Here is a 17,524-nt window from a genome sequence, read left to right as displayed (position 1 = left end):
TGTAAAAAAGCAGCCTAAGGGCTGCTTTTTTGTTGACCGAATAAAAGTCTCTACAGACATACAGAGAGATCGCTCTACGCTCTCATTTGTGAAAAACTCCCGCTATTATTTTTCGCAGAATCCGTCACCCCCATGCCCGCCATCGACCACCCTTTGATCGACCGTTTTCTAGACACCTTGTGGTTGGAAAAAGGCCTGTCGGATAACACCCGCGATGCGTATCGCAGCGACCTGGCTTTGTTCAATGGCTGGCTTCAGGAGCACGGTATCGAGCTCGATCAGGCCGGTCGTGAACTTATCCTGGATCACTTGGCATGGCGCTTGGAGAAAGCCTACAAGCCGCGTTCAACAGCTCGCTTTCTTTCAGGGGTTCGCGGTTTCTATCGGTACCTGTTGCGCGAAAAGATGATTCAGATCGATCCAACGTTACGCATCGACATGCCCCAGTTGGGTCGTCCGTTACCAAAATCAATGTCCGAAGCTGACGTTGAAGCGTTACTGGCCGCACCGGACCAGAGCGAAGCCATCGGTCAACGCGACCGGGCCATGCTCGAGGTACTCTATGCCTGCGGGCTACGTGTCACTGAGTTGATTGGCTTGACCCTTGAGCAAGTTAATCTGCGTCAAGGTGTTGTGCGTGTGATGGGCAAAGGCAGTAAGGAGCGCCTGGTGCCGATGGGGGAGGAGGCAATCATCTGGATTGAGCGCTACCTGCGTGATGCCCGTTCAGAGTTATTGAACGGGCGCCCTAGCGACGTTTTATTCCCCAGTCTGCGCGGTGAGCAAATGACCCGGCAAACGTTTTGGCATCGGATCAAGCAACACGCTATGGTCGCTGGCATCAGTAATTCGTTGTCACCGCACACCCTACGTCACGCGTTTGCGACTCATTTGCTCAACCACGGCGCCGACCTGCGCGTGGTCCAGATGTTATTGGGACACAGCGATTTATCCACCACGCAAATCTACACCCATGTGGCGCGCGCTCGGTTGCAAGAAATGCACGCCAAGCATCATCCGCGAGGATAAACACCCGCTTTCCTCGGTCGGTCCCACATCAGCCGAAGTCGGCCTCACAGCCCTTATGTGATAGGCTTTGCCGGTTAGCAAATTGGGCATCACTAAAACGCCTTCGGTCCTCCGCGATCGCCGTTATTAGCTCCCCATAGACCATCGCCCGAGGAGTCCCCATGCGCGTGCCCCAGATTTTCGCCGCTGCAGCTATTGTGTTGGCCAGTTCATTTAGTATGTTTGCCTTGGCTGATGATGCCGCCGATAAAGCCATCCGTAAAACCCTCGACACACTGAAGCTCGATGTGCCGATCGATAGTATTGCGGCCAGCCCGCTGAATGATTTGTACGAAGTGAAACTCCAGGGCGGCCGCGTGCTGTATGCCAGCGCTGACGGCCAGTTCGTGATGCAAGGTTATTTGTTTCAGATGCAGGACGGTAAGCCGGTCAACCTGACCGAGAAAGCCGAGCGTCTGGCTATTTCAAAAACAATCAATGGTATTCCTACAGCTGAGATGGTCGTCTACCCCGCCATCGGTGAAACCAAGTCGCATATCACCGTATTCACTGACACCACCTGCCCTTACTGCCACAAACTGCATGCCGAAGTGCCGGAGCTGAACCGCTTGGGCATCGAAGTTCGCTATCTGGCCTTCCCGCGTCAGGGGTTAGGTTCACCAGGCGACGAGCAGCTGCAAGCGGTTTGGTGTTCCAAGGACAAGAAAAGCGCCATGAACCGTATGGTTGAGGGCAAAAACATAGACTCGGTGAAATGCGCTAATCCTGTTTCCAAGCAATACGCCATGGGCCAGTCTATTGGGGTGAATGGTACTCCGGCCATCGTGCTGGCAGACGGCCAAGTCATTCCCGGTTATCAACCAGCACCGCAAGTGGCCAAATTGGCGTTGAGCGCAAAATAATCCTGACATGCAGGGATAACCTCTGACGGTCAAGAGCGTGCGAATCATTAGCCGCTTCATTAATAGAGCCACCTCGCAGCAGGTGGCGGTTTTCGCGGCCGGCCTTGCGTCGGCCGTTTTATGGGGAGTTCATAGTGAAACCGGTCAAAGTAGGCATCTGTGGGCTTGGTACTGTCGGTGGCGGCACCTTTAACGTGCTTCAACGTAACGCTGAGGAAATTGCTCGTCGTGCCGGGCGTGGCATTGAAGTTGCGCAAATTGGCCTGCGTCGGCCAAATCCTAATTGCCAGGTAACCGGTATCCCTACGACCGCTGATGTTTTTGCCGTGGCCACCAACCCCGAAATCGATATTGTTATCGAACTGATCGGGGGTTATACCGTTGCCCGCGAACTGGTGCTCAAAGCCATTGAAAATGGCAAGCACGTTGTAACTGCCAATAAAGCCCTGATCGCCGTGCACGGTAACGAGATTTTTGCCAAAGCTCGCGAAAAGGGCGTAATCGTAGCGTTCGAAGCCGCAGTGGCTGGCGGCATTCCCGTGATCAAGGCGATTCGCGAAGGCCTTGCAGCTAACCGTATCAACTGGGTGGCCGGGATCATCAACGGCACGGGTAATTTTATTCTCACCGAAATGCGTGAGAAGGGTCGCACCTTTCCTGATGTGCTGGCGGAAGCTCAGGCATTGGGCTACGCCGAAGCTGATCCGACCTTTGACGTTGAAGGTATTGACGCTGCGCATAAGCTGACTATTCTTGCGTCCATTGCTTTCGGTATTCCGTTGCAGTTCGACAAGGCTTACACCGAGGGCATTACCAAGCTGACCACTGCGGACGTGAACTACGCCGAAGCGCTGGGTTACCGCATCAAACACCTGGGCGTGGCACGCAGCACCGCCGCAGGTATCGAGTTGCGGGTGCACCCGACCCTGATCCCTGCTGACCGTCTGATTGCTAACGTCAATGGTGTGATGAACGCAGTGATGGTCAATGGTGATGCGGCAGGCTCGACCTTGTTCTATGGCGCCGGCGCCGGTATGGAACCCACCGCATCATCAGTGATTGCTGATCTGGTCGACGTGGTTCGTGCCATGACCTGCGACCCTGAAAACCGCGTGCCGCACCTGGCTTTCCAGCCAGACTCGCTGTCCGCGCATCCGATTCTGCCGATCGAAGCCTGTGAAAGCGCTTATTACTTGCGTATTCAGGCCAAGGATCACCCCGGCGTCCTGGCGCAAGTGGCGAGTATTCTGTCGGAGCGCGGAATTAACATCGAGTCGATCATGCAGAAAGAAGTCGAAGAACACGACGGCCTGGTGCCGATGATTCTGTTGACTCACAGTGTGCTGGAGCAACGCATGAACGATGCCATTAAGGCACTGGAAGCGTTGCACGACGTGGTTGGACCGGTGGTTCGTATCCGCGTGGAGCATTTGAACTAGGCAGCAGCAAGCTACAACAAAAGCAAATCAACATCGCGGCAAGTTTCACGCCGCAAGCTGCAAGTAGAAGCCAAGCTGCTTTAACTTGTAGCTTGTAGCTTGTAGCTTGCAGCTCAAACCGAAGGTTGCCCCCATGCGCTACATCAGTACCCGCGGCCAAGCGCCCGCGCTGAATTTCGAAGACGTGCTGCTTACTGGCCTTGCCAGCGATGGCGGCCTGTATGTGCCGGAAAACCTGCCGCGCTTTACCCAGGAAGAAATCGCCTCTTGGGCGGGCCTGGCGTATCACGAGCTGGCTTTTCGGGTGATGCGGCCCTTTGTCAGCGGCAGCATTCCAGATGCCGATTTCAAAAAAATTCTTGAAGAAACCTATTCGTCGGGAGAAAACGGCGTGTTTGCCCACGGCGGTATTGCGCCTCTGCGCCCGCTGAACGGCAACGAGTGGGTGCTTGAACTGTTCCATGGTCCGACCCTGGCGTTCAAGGACTTCGCCCTGCAACTGCTCGGGCGTTTGCTCGACTACGTGCTAGCCAAGCGTGGCGAACGGGTGGTGATTCTCGGCGCGACCTCCGGCGATACCGGCTCTGCTGCTATCGAAGGCTGCCGTCGTTGCGACAACGTCGACATTTTCATCCTGCACCCGAACAAACGGGTGTCTGAAGTTCAGCGTCGGCAGATGACCACCATTGCGGGCGAGAACATTCACAACATCGCCATCGAAGGTAACTTCGATGACTGCCAGGAAATGGTCAAGGCCAGCTTTGCCGATCAGGGCTTCCTGAAGGGGACGCGCCTGGTGGCGGTCAACTCGATCAACTGGGCGCGGATCATGGCCCAGATCGTCTACTACTTTCACGCAGCCTTGCAACTTGGTGGCCCGGCGCGGTCAGTGGCGTTCTCAGTCCCAACAGGTAACTTTGGCGACATTTTCGCGGGTTATCTTGCGCGTAACATGGGCTTGCCGATCAGCCAACTGATCGTGGCTACCAACCGCAATGACATTCTTCACCGCTTTATGAGCGGCAATCAGTACACCAAGGAAACCTTGCACGCGACGTTGTCGCCGTCCATGGACATCATGGTTTCGTCGAACTTTGAACGCTTGTTGTTCGATATGCATGGACGTAACGGCGCATCTATTGCGGGCTTGATGGATACGTTCAAGCAAAGTGGCGCCTTTAGCGTCGATGCAGAGCGCTGGACCGAAACCCGCAAACTGTTCGATTCGCTGGCAGTCAGCGATGAAGAGACCTGCGAAACCATCGCCGAGGTGTTTGCAAACACAGGCGAAGTGCTCGATCCGCACACGGCGATCGGTGTCAAAGCCGCTCGCGATTGTCGCCGAAGCCTGGACACCCCGATGGTCATTCTGGGGACCGCGCACCCGGTCAAATTCCCGGAAGCGGTCGATAAAGCTGGTGTAGGAAAAGCGCTCGAGCTACCTGCACATCTATCTGATCTTTTTGTTCGTGAAGAAAAGTACACCGTACTGCCAAATGACTTGAAAGCCGTACATGACTTCGTTGCTCAGCACGGTAATCGCGGAGCACCTCTTTAACGGTATCGTCGTGTAACAACATAAGGCCTGCCGTTTGGCGGGCTTTTTTATTTCCGCGTGCCACACTCGTGAGGTATTGGATCCATATGGAATGGAATAGCGGTGAAGGAATTCAGCATGCACCCTGCGGGTGCCCCTAATAGAATTATTTTGTACACAGCCCTTCTGTTTTGGCTGTTATGTCTAAGTCAAGTGGCGTTCGCAGCTAATAGCTTACCGTTCAGACTCGTCCCGCCCTTTGTCAACCTGACGCCGTTGTCACTCGACCCAAAAGACAGGCAGTGGTTGGATCAACGCCAGAAATTGCGTGTGGGCATCTCGATTGCTGACTACGAACCGATTGACATCACCAGTGACCGTAATCGCTACCAAGGTATCAGCGCGGATTACCTGAGTCTGATTGGCAGTAAGCTTTCTGTCCCCATCCAGGTCGTCGGTTTCGCCCAGCGCAATGAAGCCGTTGAGGCGTTACGCAATGGCACTGTCGATATGCTCACGACGGCCAACGGCTTTGAGCGTGGGGTAAAAGCGCTTGAGTTTTCTGTTGATTACCTTCCAGACCGCTCAGTCATTGTTGGGCGAAGCAGTGACTTCACCCTGCCTTTAAAGTTGAAAGGCAAGAAAATCGTACTACTCGATGGTTACGCCGATGCTGAGGTAGTTCATCGGGTCTACCCGGCAAGTGAGGTGATTCTCGCTCCCAATCTGTTCAGTGCCCTTGAAGCACTGAGCCAAGGCGAGGTTGATGCCTTTATTGGTAACGAAGTCATCGTGCGTGCCTACATGGCTTTGCGGCCCTATATGGGGTTGCAGATCAAATCCGAAAGTGCGTTGCCGCCTATTGGTTTTTCATTCGCTACCCGTAAGGAAGACGCCGCTCTGGTGGCGCTGATCAATCTTGCGCTGGCGAGTATCGATGATTCGGTTCGGCGCGAAGTGCTCGGACGTTGGACTACAGGTCTGGGATCGGACGTTGCCCGTCAGCGCATTAAGCTGAATACCGCTGAACAAGCCTGGATTCGAAAGCATCCCCAAGTCACGGTCGTGTCCGGGCAACATGCGCCGTACCTTTACAAAGACTCAAACGGCCACTGGGTCGGCCTGAACGTGGACATGCTGGAGCGAATTTCACGCATGACGGGTTTGCAGTTTGTGCACAAAGAAGTGGCTTCTACCGAGGAAAGCATCAATTTGCTGCGAAGCGGTCAAGCCGATATGAGTACAACACTCGCCGAAAATAACGAACGCGAGCGATTTCTTGATTTCACATACTCGTTTGGAGGCAGCAACTGGGTGTTTGTTTCGCGTGAGAACGAGGCGTCACCCATTAGCCTCCAAACGTTATCGGGACGTGTCCTCGCGCTGCCCGCCCGGCATGCGTTGGAGGACTATATCCGCCGAAACTATTCAGGCATCCGGATCTACTCGGTCAACACTTACGAACAAGCGCGCAGGATGGTTGAAAACGGTCAGGCCGATGCCACGATCCAGAGCGAGGCTGGCGCTCATCTGCTTCCGCTCGCTACGCTGAAAATTGGCCGCACCGTTGAGGGTCAGTGGTCATCTGATCGCTTCTCCGTAGTACGGACGCAACCCGAACTGCTCAGCATTCTGAATAAAGCCCTCGAAGAGTTTCCGGTGGCGGAAATGCGCGCGATTCGCATGAAATGGTTGGGGGCAGTTGTCGTTCCGCCGCCGGTGTGGTTGCGAATTCCGGCTTGGGTCTACTGGGCTATGGCGGTCACACTTCTGTTCGGCCTGATCTCCCTGATCTGGAGCGGCCGTTTAAATGTGCAGATACAGCAGCGCCTCAAAGCCGAGGAACAACTCAACGATCAATTGGCATTCAAGCGGGCCTTGCTCGATGGTATTCCCAATCCGATCTACGTCCGTGACCTACGCGGTTGTTTGATTTCGTGTAACCGCAGCTACGAGGAAAGTTTTGGCATCAGCTTCGAGCAAATGAGCGGACGTCGCCTGATTGATGTCGAGTTAATCCCGAGCATAAGCGCCGAACAGATGCATGCCGACTACCTGAAATTGCTTGAAAACCAGCAACCGGTGTTTGCTGACCGGCGCATGGAACTGTTTGGTCGCTTGATTGATGCCTATCAATGGACCGTACCGTTCTATCGGGCTGACGGTCAATTACAGGGGTTATTAGGTGGCTGGATTGATATCACCGAGCGCAAACGACTGGAAGCTCAGCTCACTGAAGCACGGCAACTGGCTGAACAGGCTAATGAAGCCAAAAGCGTTTTTCTGACGACCATGAGTCACGAAATTCGCACGCCGATGGGGGCGATCATTGGCTTGCTCGAACTCGAGCGCGAACTGATCTTGCAGCGCGGCGAAACACCGTCTCAAGGGCTGAATCTTGCCTGTCAGTCTGCCCATGAGCTGATCGAGCTGATTGGCGACAGTTTGGACTTGACCAAAATTGAAGCCGGCAGCATGCAATTGGCGTTGGCGGTGACTTCACTACGGCCGTTTTTTGATGGCATTTTTCGGTTGTTTAAGGTCAGTGCTCGTGAAAAGGGACTCGATGTGCGATTGGAGTTTGCCGACCAGGCCGAGGGGGATTTTTGGGTCGACCCTCTGCGTCTGCGTCAAATCATGCACAACTTGCTGGGCAACGCCTTAAAGTTCACCCGAGAGGGGTCAGTGGTCGTGAGTGTCACGACCTCGGGCTTGCCGCAACGGCCGTGTCTGCGGGTCAGCGTAAAAGACAGTGGAGTAGGTATCGACATCGCGCAGCAATCTCAGCTGTTTCAGCCTTTCGCACAAGCCACCGACGATACGGCTGCCAAATACGGTGGGTCCGGCCTTGGTTTGAGTATCTGCAAGCAGTTGGTTGAGTTAATGGGAGGCCACGTCGGCCTCGAAAGTACCCCAGGCACAGGGACTTGCGTGACGGTTGAATTGCCCTTGGTCCGCGTGCTCATAGAGCATGATCGGGCCACCGAAACGGATAAACATCTCGCCGCTAGCCGCTCAATTCGGATACTAATTGTTGATGACCTGTCGGCGAACCGACTGGTACTGAATCAGCAGTTAGAATTTCTCGGCCATGAGGTGGTATGTACCGGCGATGCAAGGTCAGCCCTTAAGCTTTGGCGACAAGAGACATTCGATGCGGTCTTTACCGACTGCAATATGCCGGTAATGAGTGGCTATGCGTTGGCCGAAAATATTCGATCGATTGAGATAGAGGAACAACGTCAGGCCTGTCCGATCATTGGTTATACCGCCAACGCCATGAGTGGGGAGCGTCAGCGCTGCGAACAGGCAGGCATGAGCCAACTATTGATCAAGCCAGTGTCGTTGAGCCGGCTGGCGCAAGTGCTAGCCGAGATTGCACCGATGCAGTCTTTTGACGTCGATACTCTGCGCAAAATGACCCAAGCCAACGACAAACAGATGCACCAACTGTTGTCAGAACTCTGGAAAAACCTGCAGCAGGAGGTGGAAGTACTTGCGCCTGCCACCAAGACGCAGGACTGGAAGGCCCTGAGTGCCTCTGTGCACCGCTTAAAAGGTGTAGCGTGCCTTATCGATTCAGTTCCGTTGGCGAAGGCGTGTGCCAGTCTTGATGGTAGCGTAAGTCAACAGAACAACGCTTCGCTTGCCGTGCAATGGCAAACGTTGAGTTGCGCGATTGAGCAGTTGCGTGCGGATATCCAGCATCACCTGTCGCCTCCAGTTTAAGACATGTCTTATTGGGAACAGATGCTGACCACTTTAAAGTGCAGAGACCGTTGGCTAAAACTGCTCTGACCCGGGAGGCGAAATTGTGCGCTCACTTAATGTTTTGATACTTGAAGACAATGCATTTCAACTGATGGCGCTGCATCAAATGCTCAACGCAAATCAGGTGTTCAATGTCATGACGGCTCACAGCGTTGCCGATGCGCGGCAATCATTGGCTAATCGCGGCGATGTCGATATTGCTATCTGTGATTTGCAAATGGAGGGTGCGGACGGGCTTGAGATGATTCGATACCTCGCCGAAGGTCAGCGCGCTCGCGCGATTATTATCCTTAGCAGCAGTGATAGAAGCGTACTCGACGGTGCGGCCTATCTAGCGCGGCAACAGGGCCTGTGGGTTTTAGGCAGCCTGCAAAAGCCAGCGTCCGCTGCGGTGCTTCGGGAATTGCTTGAGTCTTACTGCGCCGGCCGACAGGCTCTCGAGCCGTTACCTCTGTCTCCCGGTTGCGCCGTGTTTTCTTTGGAAGAACTGCACCCACTGGCACCCGGTCAGCATATTCGCGAAATTGATGTTGTCGAGCAGTGGACCGCCCACTACCAACCTAAAGTCAATATTGGAGGTGATGTGCTTGGCGTCGAAGCGTTGATTCGCTGGCAGCATCCCCGTCATGGCTTGTTGTCGCCGGGCAGCTTCATGGCCGCCGTCGAGGGCGCGGGGCTTATCGTGCCGCTGACCTGGCGCATGCTGGAGTTGGCATTGAAATTATCTTCCAAGGTTATGCAGGCAACTGGCAGCGCATTGCCCGTTGCGGTGAATATTGCGCCGACAATGCTTAATGAAGCAGATTTTGTTGAAGGCGTCGGCGCACTTCTGTCACGACTGGATTTACCGGCCAGCGTCCTCACTCTTGAGATCGTAGAAAGCTCAGCGCTGCAAACCACTACTGCGCAGCTGGAAGGCTTGCTGCGCTTGCGCATGCGGGGCTGCACTTTGTCTATCGATGACTTCGGGACGGGCGCATCGAATATTCAGCGCCTGCTTCAATTGCCGTTCTCGGAGTTGAAGATTCCGGCCGAATTCATACGCGGTATGGCCGAAGATGCCCGCAAAGCTGCCGTAGTAGCGGGTGCTTGGGTGATGGCGCGCGAGATGCAAATGGAGGTGGTAGTAGAGGGCGTGGAGACAACTTGTGATTATGAGGCGGTCAAGGCATTAGGCAGTCCGATGTTGCAGGGATATTTCGTGGCTAAACCTATGAACGAGGCGGACCTGTTTGGCTGGATGGCAGGGCGTTCCAGCGTTGATTTCAAGTCAAACCATGTTCCTGCAAATAAATAAACAATCCTGCATCATTGCTAAGCCCTAATTTGCGCATGGCGCTAACTTTATGTGCGCTCACGGTTTGCTTGCTACGGTTGAATTGCGCGGCAATCTCACCTACTGAGCGACCGGCCCCTAGCAGGCGGAGTACCTCTGACTCCTTGGGGGATAGGTGTTGGTGGGCGATCAATGTGTCCGAGCCGTAATCACCCGCGTCAAGTAGCGTTTTGGCGACCGATGCTGCGACGTACTGCTTGCCCTGATGGATGCACTCGATCGCAGCGGGCAATTCCCCCGCCAAGCTTGCCTTGCTCAAAAGTGCCGTGACACCTGACGCTAGGATCGAGCGAAACAGCCCTGCATTATTGAGCATAGTCACGACGACGATGGGCAGCTGTGGGTAATCACGGCGAACCCGCTCCAGCAATATTAGCCCGTCGTTCTGCAGATCGATGGGCATCATGAAGTCGGTCACCAGTACATCACAGGGGTGATTTTTCAGTGCCTCGGCGAGCGCCGATGGCGAGTCGGCCTCGGCGATTACGGTGGCATGGCTGTGTTGCTCAAGCACAACCCTCAACCCGATCAGGAAAATAGGATGATCGTCGGCCAGAATGACGCGCAACGGTTTGGCAGGAGCGGCGTTCAATATTGGGGTCCTTTATAAGAGATATCTGCCGTTGTTTTTTATCTGTCATCTTCGGCAGGCATGCTCAGGCGTCTGGTAGCGGGCAATCACCCCACTCAGGTGAGAAGAACTTTCTTATCGAACGGATGGTCATTGATAAGCACCTTGCATTCAAACTATCGAGTGGTGACCAGATGGAAAATATCAGCTTATTGCTGAGTGAAGCCCTGACACCTTATCAGGCAAACCTAGGGCCAGCGGGCGCGAATGGCGAACGCGTCGTCACTTTGAAAAATGCGGCAGGTGCGATTGTGATCGAACGCACACTTTGCGTGGCGCAGCTTTGTGACAAACGGCAACTGACGGATGTGGTAGATGGTTTTCACCGGGATCTACTGATTGCTGAAGGCCGAATTGAACCTTGCGTCATCGCAGCCATGCGGTATGCGACGTCTACTCAGGTTTTTACTTCGTTGCAGGCTTTTAATTGATTGTTCGGGAACCTTTTTCGCGCCGAGTGCTCTGATTAATTACGGCAGGTTCAAGCATTGTGCTCCGGTGATTGATACCTGCCGTACTGGTCCTGAGGGATCACGGTTTGACCCCGAGTGAGTGCCCCACTGCTCGGGGTTTCTTTTGCCTGAAATTCGGCCAATGAGTCTGATTACTGCAATGAACTCTTCCCCTTATGGGCTTTCAAAAAATGCCTTGGCGTCTTCCAGGTACGCCAAGCGGGAGTTGGGGTCTAGCCAGTCGGCGTAGAAGTCGATGAGTTTGGTTTGACGCAGGACACGCATTTTGCGGTTGATGATTTCCATCGCGTCGCGCCCTTGGGCCGTATCCGAGCAACCAATATGGGCGAACTGATATTTAGCCGTGCCCATGATCGGGTAGAACTTTAGATCGTTGGGGTCGATATCTTCTTGCGTCGCAGTGAATCGTGCCTCAGGCCAGTAACTGATTAGCGCACGCAATCTGCCCACGCGCTCCATCTGTAACAGGCTGCCAACAGCGTCATTGCCATAGTGCCGGCTGACCGCATCATTTGGTGCGGCCTGAAGTATTTGATCGATCACCGGGCCATAGCTTCGCTCTGCGACGATTCCGAGCTTGATTTGTCGACTTGCCAACAGCGCCGCTAGATCGACCTGACCCTCCTTGATGAAAGGGCTTACGCGACTGAAGTCATTGCGGCGAATAACTATGCCATTACTGATCACTGCGTAGGTTGGGATCGAAAATACAATGGTTTTAGCGCGCTCAGCGGTCCACAGCAATGTCGGGTCACAGGTAAACGACGGTTCATTGAGCATCTGTATCCCCCGGGCCCGATTTACACGCAACATTAAATGATCGTACTCAGGCATCCCGGCTATCAGCAAAGGCATTAGCTTATCAATAGCGCCTTGTCCCTCTTGGGGGCCTGAGCTAATGGTCAAAGGGGGAAAGTCTCGCAGTAACCACATAATTGTGTCTTTCGCCATACCAATGCGCGGAACGCATAAAAGCATCAGCGTGATCAGCGCTACCTTTGCGTAGGTTCTGGTAAGTAGTAAGCGGCAGGTCATTCGCTGAATCCATCCGCAAAAAAAAGTGACTGAATTATAGCGCCATTTAGCTGGCGTTCTGCTTGTCTAGATTAAAATCTGCCTTCCGCTGTCTCTGCCTCAAGCAACGTACCTGCTGAGTTCGGCCCAACGTGCTCATAAATAGAGGTGTTCCCAAGTCGTTGGCAGACCATCGTCGTCGTTGAAGAGGTCAGCATCGGGTAGACTTGTCGCCTTTCCCCGTATCTAGAAGCCCGTCCATGGCCCAGCCGTCCACGACCTACAAATTCGAACTCAACCTCACCGACCTTGATCGTGGCGTGTATGAGAGCGTTAAACAGACTATCGCCCGGCATCCTTCGGAAACCGAAGAACGTATGACCGTGCGTTTGCTCGCCTATGCCTTTTGGTACAACGAGCAGCTGTCATTTGGCCGTGGTCTGTCAGAAGTAGACGAACCAGCGCTGTGGGAAAAAAGCCTAGATGATCGCGTTTTACACTGGATCGAAGTCGGTCAGCCTGACGCAGATCGGTTGACCTGGTCTTCGCGGCGAACCGAACGCACCAGTTTGCTGGCGTACGGCAGCTTGCGCGTTTGGGAAACCAAGGTGATTCCGGTTGCGAAAAACCTGAAAAACGTGAATATCGCCGCTGTGCCGCAAGACATTCTGGAAGTACTGGCCAAGGACATGCCACGGGTTATCAAGTGGGACGTGATGATCAGCGAAGGGACTATTTTCGTCACCGACGACCGCGGCCAGCACGAAGTTCAGCTGCAATGGCTTACCGGTGAGCGCGACTGATTAGCGCCGTCTCTGACTGCCCGGCCAGCATGGTCAAAAAGTAAAACATCAGCGGAAACCGAATGCGTATCGAAGCTCGCCTGTTGCCTGACACCTTGCCATTCCTTGGCGACCTGCCACCCTTGTTGACCCGTCTATATGCCGCACGCGGCGTGGTGTCCGAGGTGGAGCTGGACAAGAGTCTGGCGCGGCTGATCCCGTATCAGCAACTCAAGGGTATTGATGCGGCGGTCGATCTGCTGGTTATTGCGCTGAAAGAGCGCCAGCGCATTCTGATCGTTGGCGACTTCGATGCTGACGGAGCAACCGCCAGCGCCGTGGGCGTGTTGGGGCTGCGTCTGTTCGGCGCGGCTCATGTCGATTATCTGGTGCCCAATCGATTTGAATATGGTTACGGCCTGACCCCGGAAATCGTCGCGGTCGCACTTCAGCGTCAGCCGCAATTGTTGATTACCGTGGACAACGGCATCTCCAGCGTCGAGGGTGTGGCGACGGCCAAAGCGGCGGGGTTGACGGTACTGGTCACCGATCACCACTTGCCCGGCCGTGAATTACCGGCTGCCGATGCCATCGTCAACCCGAATCAGCCCGGTTGTGAGTTTTCCAGCAAAGCCCTCGCGGGTGTCGGCGTTATCTTCTACGTGTTGATGGCCTTACGCGCTCGTTTGCGTGACACCGGTTATTTCCAGGCCCACCAACAGACTCAGCCGAACCTCGGTGACCTGCTGGATTTGGTCGCGTTGGGCAGCGTTGCCGACGTCGTGCCGCTGGACGCCAACAACCGCATTCTGGTGCATCAAGGTTTGTTGCGAATTCGTGCGGGTCGCGCGCGGCCGGGGCTCAAAGCGATTCTCGAGGTCGCACGTCGTGAAGCCTCACGCATTACGTCCACCGACCTGGGCTTCATCATTGGTCCGCGCTTGAACGCGGCGGGGCGTCTGGATGACATGAGTCTGGGCATTGAATGCCTGCTCTGCGAAGACGAAACCCTGGCCCGTGAAATGGCCACGCAGCTTGATGATTTGAACCAGGACCGCAAATCCATCGAGCAAGGCATGCAGCGCGAGGCACTGGCCCAACTCAAGGACTTGCCGTTGGAGTCAATGCCGTTCGGTTTATGCTTATTCGAAGCCGATTGGCACCAAGGGGTGATTGGCATCCTCGCTTCGCGCATGAAGGAACGTTATCACCGTCCAACCATTGCCTTCGCCAGTGCGGGGGAGGGTGTGCTTAAAGGCTCAGCGCGTTCGGTGCCCGGCTTCCACATTCGCGATGCACTAGACGCGGTTGCCGCCAAACACCCAGAACTGATCAGCAAGTTCGGAGGCCATGCAATGGCGGCCGGCTTGTCATTGCCAGAAGCGAACTTCCCCGCCTTTGCCGAGGCTTTTGACGTTGAAGTCCGTCGCCAATTAGATGAAGAAGACCTGACCGGGCGACTGCTGTCTGATGGCACGCTGGCGGTGGAAGAGTTTCACCTGGAACTGGCTCGCGCCTTGCGTAACGCCGGTCCTTGGGGCCAGCACTTCCCCGAGCCACTGTTCCACGGCGTATTCCAACTGGTCGAACAACGCATCGTCGGTGATCGACATTTAAAAATGGTGCTAAAAAGCGAATGCGGGTCGCTGAAGCTCGACGGTATCGCCTTTGGTGTTGATCGTGAGATCTGGCCCAATCCAACCATTCGTTGGGTGGAGTTAGCCTACAGACTCGACCTAAATGAGTTTCGAGGTAATGAAACAGTTCAATTGATGGTTGCGCACATCGCTCCGCGTTAGAGCAGGCAAGTAGGCAGGGGTACGAACCCTCGCTACCTCGGGTTGTCTACTAGGCTCTAAGCACGATCGAGAACGTTAATTAGAGTCTGGAAGTTTAACTTGAGAGGTGCCCATGAGCCTGCTGCTTGAACCCTATACTATTCGCGAACTGACCTTACTTAACCGCATTGCGGTGTCGCCGATGTGTCAGTACTCCTGCGTCGATGGCTTGGCCAATGATTGGCATCTGGTCCATTTAGGTAGCCGCGCCATCGGCGGCGCGGGGCTGATTTTCACCGAAGCCACAGCGGTGACCGAAGATGGCCGCATAACCCCTGAAGACTTGGGGTTGTGGAATGACGAGCAGATCGAGCCGCTGCAACGTATTACCCGGTTTATTACGGCCCAAGGTGCAGTCGCCGGTATGCAATTGGCCCATGCCGGACGTAAATCCAGCACGTGGCGCCCCTGGATCGGCAAACATGGCAGCGTGCCGATCAGTGAAGGCGGTTGGGTGCCTGTTGGCCCTTCCCCGATTGCCTTTGATCCGCAACATACAGCGCCAACTCAGCTGGAAGAACCGCAGATTCAGGAAATCATCACCGCGTTCGTTGAAGCCGCCAAGCGCGCATTGATCGCCGGCTTTAAAGTGATCGAGCTGCACGCCGCCCATGGCTATTTGCTGCACCAATTTCTGTCGCCTCTGAGCAACCAACGTCGTGATCAATACGGTGGTTCATTCGAAAATCGCATCCGTTTAACGCTGCAAGTCACCCAAGCCGTGCGTGCGGTCTGGCCGCAAGAGCTGCCCTTATTCGTACGCGTCTCTGCGACCGACTGGGTGGAGGATGGCTGGAACCCTGACGAAACCGTCGAGCTGGCACGGCGCTTGAAAGACTTGGGCGTCGACTTGGTTGACGTATCCTCAGGCGGCACGGCGGCCAAAGCTGAAATTCCGGTAGGACCAGGCTACCAGACGCGATTCGCCGAGCGCGTGCGCAAAGAGTCCGGCATAGCCACCGGCACGGTGGGCATGATCACCGAACCGGCACAGGCCGAACACATCCTGCGTACCGGCCAGGCCGACCTGATCCTATTGGCCCGAGAACTGCTGCGTGACCCGTACTGGCCCCTCCACGCCGACGACGATCTCGGCGGCCGCAAAGCCGTCTGGCCCGCCCAATACCAACGCGCCACCCACCGTGATCAACCGATCCACGAATCCGATTTGCGCGATTGAATGGACAGGCGGCGTGTCCAACACGCCGCTGTGAATCCTTCGCCAACAAATTGGTCTCTACAGGGGGTAGATCTCAGCTTTTCCCGACCTTGCACGCATCCCCGGCTGGTGCCGTCCCGTGGTCATACGGTTTGCCGAGCCACATGTAGAGCAGGCCCAGGCCGATGACGATGGCGGTGGTCAGGACCATGGCGTAGTTGATGTACCACGCCGCGTCTGGGGTGCGCGGCCAGGCCATGTTGATGATCGCTAGGACGCCATAGATCAGCGCACCAAGGTTAATCGGCAGGCCCCATATGCCGAGGCTAAATTGGCCGCTGGGTATCCAGCCACGTGCGCGGGCGAAAAGGGCAGCGGCCACGATCATTTGGAACGCAAGGTAAATTCCGATGGCGGCGAAGCTGACGATGGTGGCAACCGCATCCTGCAACACAAGGCCCAGGCAAATGATCAGCGCCGGCAATATACCGGCTACAAACAGTGCCGCGACCGGCACTTGGGTATTGGGCGACAGACGTTTAAGCACGTCGCTGCCCACGATCATTTCATCTCGGGCGTAGGCATACAGCAGTCGGCTAGCGGCGGCCTGTAGGCTTATCACGCAGGAGATAAACGAAATCATTACAACGGCCATGACCACTTTTGAACCGGTGACCCCGAAAGCGTTGCTGAGAATAGTGGTCACCGGGTCTTTGTCGGTGCCGTTGATCACCGCCGCCATGTCCGGCACGGAAAGAATCAGCGCCAGGCACGCGAACATTGCTGCGGCGCCGCCGATGTAGATGGTCATGCGCATGGCGCGCGGAATCATCTTGCTCGGGTTGGGTGTTTCTTCGGCCACGTCACCGCAGGCTTCAAAGCCGTAATACAAAAACATTCCCGCCAGCGATGCAGTCAAAAAAGCCGGCAAGTACGAGCCGTCTATACGGATGTCGAAGGTGTTAAACAGCACGCTGATTGGCTGGTGGCGCTCGAATATCAACAAGTACAAACCGACGATTACAGCGCCGATCAACTCGCATAAAAAGCCAAACATGGCGATGCGCGACAGTACCTTAGTGCCGCTTAGGTTAACCAACGTGGCAAACAGCGTTAGCACCAGTGCAATGACGATATTGGTAGTGTTGCTCGGTGCGAAACCCAACATCGCGGCCAAATAAGGCCCGGCACCCACTGCAACAGCGGCAATAGTCACGCATAAGGCAATCGCGTAAATCCAGCCCACCATCCACGCCCAGCGCTTACCCACTAAACGGCGAGCCCACGGATAAACACCACCTGAAATCGGAAACTGGGACACCACCTCACCGAAGATCAGGCACACCAATAATTGGCCGATACCCACCAATAAGTAAGCCCAGAACATCGGGGGGCCGCCCGCTGCCAGGCAAAAGCCGAACAAGGTGTAAACGCCGACGACCGGCGACAAGTAGGTGAAGCCCAGCGCGAAGTTTTCCCACAAGCTCATGGTGCGGTTGAAGTTAGAGGTGTAACCCAACTTCCTCAGTTGTTCAGCGTCGCTGTCTGCGGCTGAATTAAGGGATGGAACAGTCATATATTTCTCCTGGAAATCGCCAGATTTTGGGTATGGG

At 55.1% G+C, this 17,524-nt stretch carries 13 protein-coding genes; 10 read left to right on the top strand and 3 right to left on the bottom strand.

Translation table 11 applies throughout. From position 1 onward, the window contains the following. Nucleotides 1-132 precede the first annotated feature (132 nt). The 6 genes from xerD to QN378_RS08290 all read left to right on the top strand — a co-directional run bounded on the left by xerD (nt 133) and on the right by QN378_RS08290 (nt 9,975). Entirely contained in the window at nt 133-1,029 is an 897-nt protein-coding gene (xerD, locus tag QN378_RS08315) for a site-specific tyrosine recombinase XerD (RefSeq protein ID WP_322201557.1), read from the top strand. Nucleotides 1,030-1,190: 161 nt separating this feature from the next. Beyond that, nucleotides 1,191-1,931: a bifunctional protein-disulfide isomerase/oxidoreductase DsbC gene (gene dsbC / locus QN378_RS08310; protein WP_322201559.1), complete on the top strand. Its 741-nt coding sequence runs from the start codon at nt 1,191-1,193 to the stop codon at nt 1,929-1,931. 134 nt (nt 1,932-2,065) lie between these two features. Then, nucleotides 2,066-3,370 (top strand): homoserine dehydrogenase, encoded by a 1,305-nt coding sequence (locus QN378_RS08305; protein ID WP_322201561.1) that lies wholly within the window; start codon nt 2,066-2,068, stop codon nt 3,368-3,370. A gap of 133 nt (nt 3,371-3,503) precedes the next feature. Then, nucleotides 3,504-4,928: a threonine synthase gene (gene thrC, locus QN378_RS08300; RefSeq protein WP_322201563.1), complete on the top strand. Its 1,425-nt coding sequence runs from the start codon at nt 3,504-3,506 to the stop codon at nt 4,926-4,928. 165 nt (nt 4,929-5,093) lie between these two features. Beyond that, a complete protein-coding gene (locus QN378_RS08295; RefSeq protein WP_416350634.1) occupies nt 5,094-8,636 on the top strand; it encodes an ATP-binding protein in 3,543 nt (1,180 codons plus the stop codon). Between the two features lie 85 nt (nt 8,637-8,721). Continuing rightward, entirely contained in the window at nt 8,722-9,975 is a 1,254-nt protein-coding gene (locus QN378_RS08290) for an EAL domain-containing response regulator (protein ID WP_322201567.1), read from the top strand. Here QN378_RS08290 and QN378_RS08285 read toward each other — a convergent pair. Then, the gene (locus tag QN378_RS08285) at nt 9,944-10,606 is read right to left on the bottom strand and encodes a response regulator transcription factor (RefSeq protein WP_322201569.1); all 663 of its coding nucleotides are present in this window, start codon (nt 10,604-10,606) and stop codon (nt 9,944-9,946) included. The genes QN378_RS08290 and QN378_RS08285 overlap by 32 nt on opposite strands. Nucleotides 10,607-10,779: 173 nt before the next feature. Here QN378_RS08285 and QN378_RS08280 point away from each other — a divergent pair, with 173 nt between their 5' ends. Further along, the gene (locus QN378_RS08280; protein WP_322206822.1) at nt 10,780-11,076 is read left to right on the top strand and encodes a DUF3509 domain-containing protein; all 297 of its coding nucleotides are present in this window, start codon (nt 10,780-10,782) and stop codon (nt 11,074-11,076) included. Between the two features lie 195 nt (nt 11,077-11,271). On the opposite strand, the gene QN378_RS08275 is transcribed toward QN378_RS08280, so the two are convergent. Then, nucleotides 11,272-12,108 carry a TIGR02285 family protein gene (locus tag QN378_RS08275; RefSeq protein ID WP_407074104.1) on the bottom strand — a complete coding sequence of 279 codons (837 nt, stop codon included), beginning with the start codon at nt 12,106-12,108 and terminating at the stop codon, nt 11,272-11,274. A gap of 284 nt (nt 12,109-12,392) precedes the next feature. On the opposite strand from QN378_RS08275, the gene QN378_RS08270 reads away from it, so the two are divergent. The 3 genes from QN378_RS08270 (at nt 12,393) to QN378_RS08260 (ending at nt 15,932) form a co-directional block, all read left to right on the top strand. Next, nucleotides 12,393-12,935: a YaeQ family protein gene (locus QN378_RS08270; protein WP_322201571.1), complete on the top strand. Its 543-nt coding sequence runs from the start codon at nt 12,393-12,395 to the stop codon at nt 12,933-12,935. A 62-nt stretch (nt 12,936-12,997) separates the two neighbouring features. Then, entirely contained in the window at nt 12,998-14,713 is a 1,716-nt protein-coding gene (recJ, locus tag QN378_RS08265) for a single-stranded-DNA-specific exonuclease RecJ (RefSeq protein WP_322201573.1), read from the top strand. A gap of 112 nt (nt 14,714-14,825) precedes the next feature. Further along, nucleotides 14,826-15,932, top strand: coding sequence for an NADH:flavin oxidoreductase/NADH oxidase (locus tag QN378_RS08260; protein ID WP_322201575.1), 1,107 nt, complete (start codon nt 14,826-14,828; stop codon nt 15,930-15,932). A 73-nt stretch (nt 15,933-16,005) separates the two neighbouring features. Here the strand turns inward: QN378_RS08260 and QN378_RS08255 are convergent, their stop codons facing one another. Beyond that, complete coding sequence (locus tag QN378_RS08255; RefSeq protein ID WP_323550880.1) at nt 16,006-17,487, bottom strand: APC family permease; 1,482 nt, start codon at nt 17,485-17,487, stop codon at nt 16,006-16,008. Between the last annotated feature and the right edge of the window lie 37 nt (nt 17,488-17,524).

It is taken from the genome of Pseudomonas sp. 10S5, from assembly GCF_035019745.1.
Lineage (GTDB): Bacteria > Pseudomonadota > Gammaproteobacteria > Pseudomonadales > Pseudomonadaceae > Aquipseudomonas.
The sequence above is the reverse complement of the archived record's forward strand: the minus strand, read 5'-3'. Positions and strand labels throughout refer to the sequence as shown.